The sequence below is a fragment of the bacterium genome, assembly GCA_024226335.1.
GTDB lineage: Bacteria > Myxococcota_A > UBA9160 > SZUA-336 > SZUA-336 > JAAELY01.
In genome coordinates, this window is record JAAELY010000230.1 from 1 (window position 1) to 3,853 (window position 3,853).

Genomic DNA, 3,853 nt, shown 5'->3' on the forward strand with positions numbered 1-3,853 from the left:
CCCAGGCATCGATCTCCGGAAAGACCGACCGGCTTGCCGGCCTCAAGGAGAACGTCATCATGGGCCGCCTGATTCCCGCCGGTACGGGCATGCCCCGGTACAGGTATATGGGAATTAGAATCGAGGGTGCGGATGAGGACGTAGGAGACGAGAGCGTACTGGATGTCCTCCCGCCGCGGCCGGTCGTGCTCGATCCGCAGCCCGAGGGACTCATGGCCGGACCGCCCGCAGGCGACCGAGGCATCGAAGCCTGAGCTAGATCCACTTCCTGATCACGTCGGATCCGGGCAGCGAACGGGTCCGACGTGGTTGGATTTTCCGGAGTGGCCGGACACTTTGCTTTCGCTGTTTCTTTGGTTTAGGGCTGGCTTGTGAACGAAGCTGCAGCGGCCAGCCGAACTAGTTGACAATCAAGGGTTTCTGATTATAATCCGGCCCCTTCCAAGCGAAGGGGTGTTCTCGCGGTCGGGTCTATGGGTGCTATTGACCGGGTGCCGGCTTCTCCGAGAACTGGGTGAGTCAACAATCCACCACCGGGTTGTTTCGCAGGGGGGTGAAACTCCTTTCCCGCGAACAGCCGCCGGACGGTGGATTGCTTTGCTCTGGACAAGACGTGCCTATCAAATAGATGTCCCAACGGGGACACGAGAAGCGCAAGGGCGGCGATGCCGACGATTCAACAGCTGGTTCGTAAGGGCCGGCAGAGCAAGACAAAGCGATCGAAGAGTGGTGACCTCATGAGTTCACCACAGAAGCGCGGCGTGTGTTTGCGCGTTTCGACGCTAACCCCAAAGAAACCTAACTCCGCTCTGCGTAAGGTGGCGCGTGTTCGCCTTAGCAATGGCCGCGAGGTCTGGGCCTACATTCCCGGTGAAGGTCACAACCTTCAGGAGCATTCCGTCGTGCTCGTTCGCGGAGGTCGTGTACGCGACCTGCCCGGTGTTCGATATCACATCATTCGCGGCACGCTCGACACGCTCGGTGTCGACGGACGTAATCGATCGCGCAGCCACTACGGCACGAAGCGTCGCAAGTAAGGAATCGGGATCATGCCGCGTCGACGAGAAGTACCCAAACGACCGATCACGCCTGATCCCAAGTTCGGTGATCGCCAGGTTACGAAGTTCGTGAACGTGCTCATGACGCATGGAAAAAAGAGCACCGCCGAGCGCCTTCTCTACGGCGCTCTGGAATTGATGGCCGAGCGCGAAAACGACGATCCTTTGCGCCTGTTTCGTCGCGCCCTCGACAATGTTCGCCCGCGCGTCGAGGTCAAGAGCCGCCGTGTAGGTGGCGCTACCTATCAGGTGCCGATCGAAGTGCAGCAAGCGCGAGGAACAGCGCTCGCCATGCGTTGGATCGTTCAATACGCCCGGGCAAGGTCCGGAAAATCGATGCGTGACAAGCTCGCGTCCGAGTTCATGGATGCGGCAGCAGAGCGCGGTGAGTCCGTGCGCAAACGTGAAGAATCCCACCGTATGGCTGAGGCTAACAAGGCCTTCGCTCACTACCGGTGGTAGCCATCGTTCAGATGGAATTCGGTTATGGCGCAGAAGCAGTCACTAGAGCGAACTCGCAACATCGGCATCATGGCCCACATCGATGCGGGCAAGACCACGACGACCGAGCGGGTTCTCTACTACACCGGCATCAACTACAAGATCGGTGAAGTTCATGACGGCAACGCGACCATGGACTGGATGGAGCAGGAGCAGGAGCGTGGCATTACCATCACGTCCGCTGCGACAACCTGCTTCTGGCGGGACCATCGCATCAACATCATCGACACACCGGGACACGTCGATTTCACAATCGAGGTCGAGCGTTCCCTGCGCGTGCTCGATGGTGCAGTCGCTGTCTTCTGTGCCGTCGGAGGTGTGGAGCCACAGTCCGAAACGGTGTGGCGGCAAGCCGACAAGTATTCCGTTCCTCGCGTCGCTTTCATCAACAAGATGGACCGAGTCGGCGCGGACTTTTTGAACGTGGTGGGTCAGATCCAAGACAGGCTCGGCGCTTCTCCTCTGGTGCTGCAACTGCCGATCGGCAGCGAGGATAAGTTCCGCGGTGTCGTCGACCTGATCGGGGAAAAAGCCCTGGTCTGGGACGATGAAACGCTCGGCGCGAAATTTCACGAAGAAGACGTGCCGGCCGAGATGACAGATCTGGTTGCCGAATATCGCGACAAGCTGATCGAGGCCGTTGCCGATCACGACGAAGAACTTCTGGAGAAGTACCTCGAAGGCGAGGCGATTGGCGAGGATTCGCTGCGCAAGGCGATCCGCGCGGCGACGATCGATCTGAGCGCCGTGCCCGTTCTCTGTGGCAGCGCTTTCAAGAACAAGGGCGTGCAGCCCCTGCTCGACGCGGTCCTCAGTTGCCTGCCGTCGCCACTCGACGTACCGGCCATCAAGGGCGTCACGCCGAAGGGCGAAGAGGTCGAACGCCTGCCCAGCCTCGACGCGCCTTTCTCCGCGCTTGCTTTCAAGATCATGACCGATCCCTTCGTGGGGCAGTTGACCTTCGTACGCGTGTACTCGGGCAAGCTCGAGTCGGGTGCGCATGTGCAGAACTCGACGCAAGGACGCCGCGAGCGTGTGGGTCGCATCATGCAGATGCACGCCGACAAGCGCGAAGAGATCGATGAGATCGCCGCAGGCAATATTGCCGCGCTCGTGGGTCTCAAGAAGGCGGCCACGGGCGATACGCTCTGCGCAGAGAACTCGCCGGTGATTCTGGAGTCCATCGACTTCCCCGATCCTGTGATTGAGATCGTGATCGAGCCCAAGACGAAGGCCGACCGCGAGAAGACGTCAGAAGCCCTGGCCAAGCTGGCGATCGAGGATCCCAGCTTTCGGGTTTCGACGAATGAAGAAACCGGACAGACGTTGATCGCCGGACAGGGCGAGTTGCACCTGGAGATCATCGTCGATCGATTGCTGCGCGAGTTCCAGGTCGAAGCGAATGTCGGCAAGCCCCAGGTCGCCTACAAGGAGACCATGACTCGTGCGGTATCGGCTGAGGGACGTTTCGTGCGTCAGTCGGGCGGCAAGGGCCAGTTCGGGCACGCCATATTCGAGATGCAGCCCAATGAGCCGGGCGAGGGCATCGAGTTCGCGTCCAAAGTCGTCGGCGGGCGCGTGCCCAAGGAATACTTTCGGCCGATCGAACGGGGAGTGCGCGAGGCGCTGCAGACCGGCGTGCTCGGAGGCTTTCCCGTGGTCGACGTCAAGGTCAAGCTGGTCGACGGCTCGTATCACGAAGTCGACTCCTCGGAAATCGCGTTCAAGATCGCGGGCTCCATGGGAACCAAGGAAGGATTGCGGAAGGGCAAGTGCGCACTTCTGGAACCCATCATGGCGGTGGAAGTCATCGCCCCCGAATCTTTCACCGGCGCGGTCATCGACGACCTGAACAGTCGTCGCGGGCGAGTGGTTGGTGTGGAAGCGCGTGGCAACACGCAGGTAATAGAGGCCTCGGTGCCTCTCGGAAACATGTTCGGCTACGTCAGTTCGTTGCGTTCGCTCACTCAGGGGCGCGCGACATACACCATGCAATTTGATCGGTACGCTCCGGCCCCAGGTGTGGTCGTCGAGAGCGTGCTGCAGAGATAACCGACCGGAAGTGGACCGGGTTCCCCGGGGGAAACGATGGCCAAAGAGAAGTTCGAGCGAACCAAGCCACATGTGAACGTCGGGACGATTGGTCACGTCGATCACGGCAAGACGACATTGACGGCAGCGATCACGGCCCGTCAGGCGTCGAAGGGATTGGCGGACCAGGTGGACTTCGCGAACATCGACAAGGCTCCTGAAGAGCGCGAGCGCGGCATTACGATCGCGACGGCCCACGTGGA

General features: G+C 60.4%; 5 protein-coding genes. All 5 read left to right on the top strand.

The features are described from left to right. Window positions 1–59 precede the first annotated feature (59 nt). Complete coding sequence (locus GY725_11160) at window positions 60–254, top strand: hypothetical protein (GenBank protein ID MCP4004744.1); 195 nt, start codon at window positions 60–62, stop codon at window positions 252–254. A gap of 411 nt (window positions 255–665) precedes the next feature. Beyond that, on the top strand, window positions 666–1,037 hold the full coding sequence (locus tag GY725_11165) for a 30S ribosomal protein S12 (GenBank protein MCP4004745.1): 372 nt from the start codon (window positions 666–668) through the stop codon (window positions 1,035–1,037). A gap of 12 nt (window positions 1,038–1,049) precedes the next feature. Continuing rightward, window positions 1,050–1,520 (top strand): 30S ribosomal protein S7, encoded by a 471-nt coding sequence (gene rpsG, locus GY725_11170; protein ID MCP4004746.1) that lies wholly within the window; start codon window positions 1,050–1,052, stop codon window positions 1,518–1,520. 24 nt (window positions 1,521–1,544) lie between these two features. Then, a complete protein-coding gene (gene fusA, locus GY725_11175; GenBank protein ID MCP4004747.1) occupies window positions 1,545–3,611 on the top strand; it encodes an elongation factor G in 2,067 nt (688 codons plus the stop codon). Window positions 3,612–3,647: 36 nt separating this feature from the next. Continuing rightward, on the top strand, window positions 3,648–3,853 hold a 206-nt coding region (gene tuf, locus GY725_11180), incomplete at its 3' end, for an elongation factor Tu (protein ID MCP4004748.1).

What these genes read in the sequence shown, in the direction of transcription:
- GY725_11160 (MCP4004744.1), top strand. Translation starts at nt 60, where the DNA reads ATGGGCCGCCTGATTCCCGCCGGTACGGGCATGCCCCGGTACAGGTAT.
- GY725_11165 (MCP4004745.1), top strand. Translation starts at nt 666, where the DNA reads ATGCCGACGATTCAACAGCTGGTTCGTAAGGGCCGGCAGAGCAAGACA.
- rpsG (MCP4004746.1), top strand. Translation starts at nt 1,050, where the DNA reads ATGCCGCGTCGACGAGAAGTACCCAAACGACCGATCACGCCTGATCCC.
- fusA (MCP4004747.1), top strand. Translation starts at nt 1,545, where the DNA reads ATGGCGCAGAAGCAGTCACTAGAGCGAACTCGCAACATCGGCATCATG.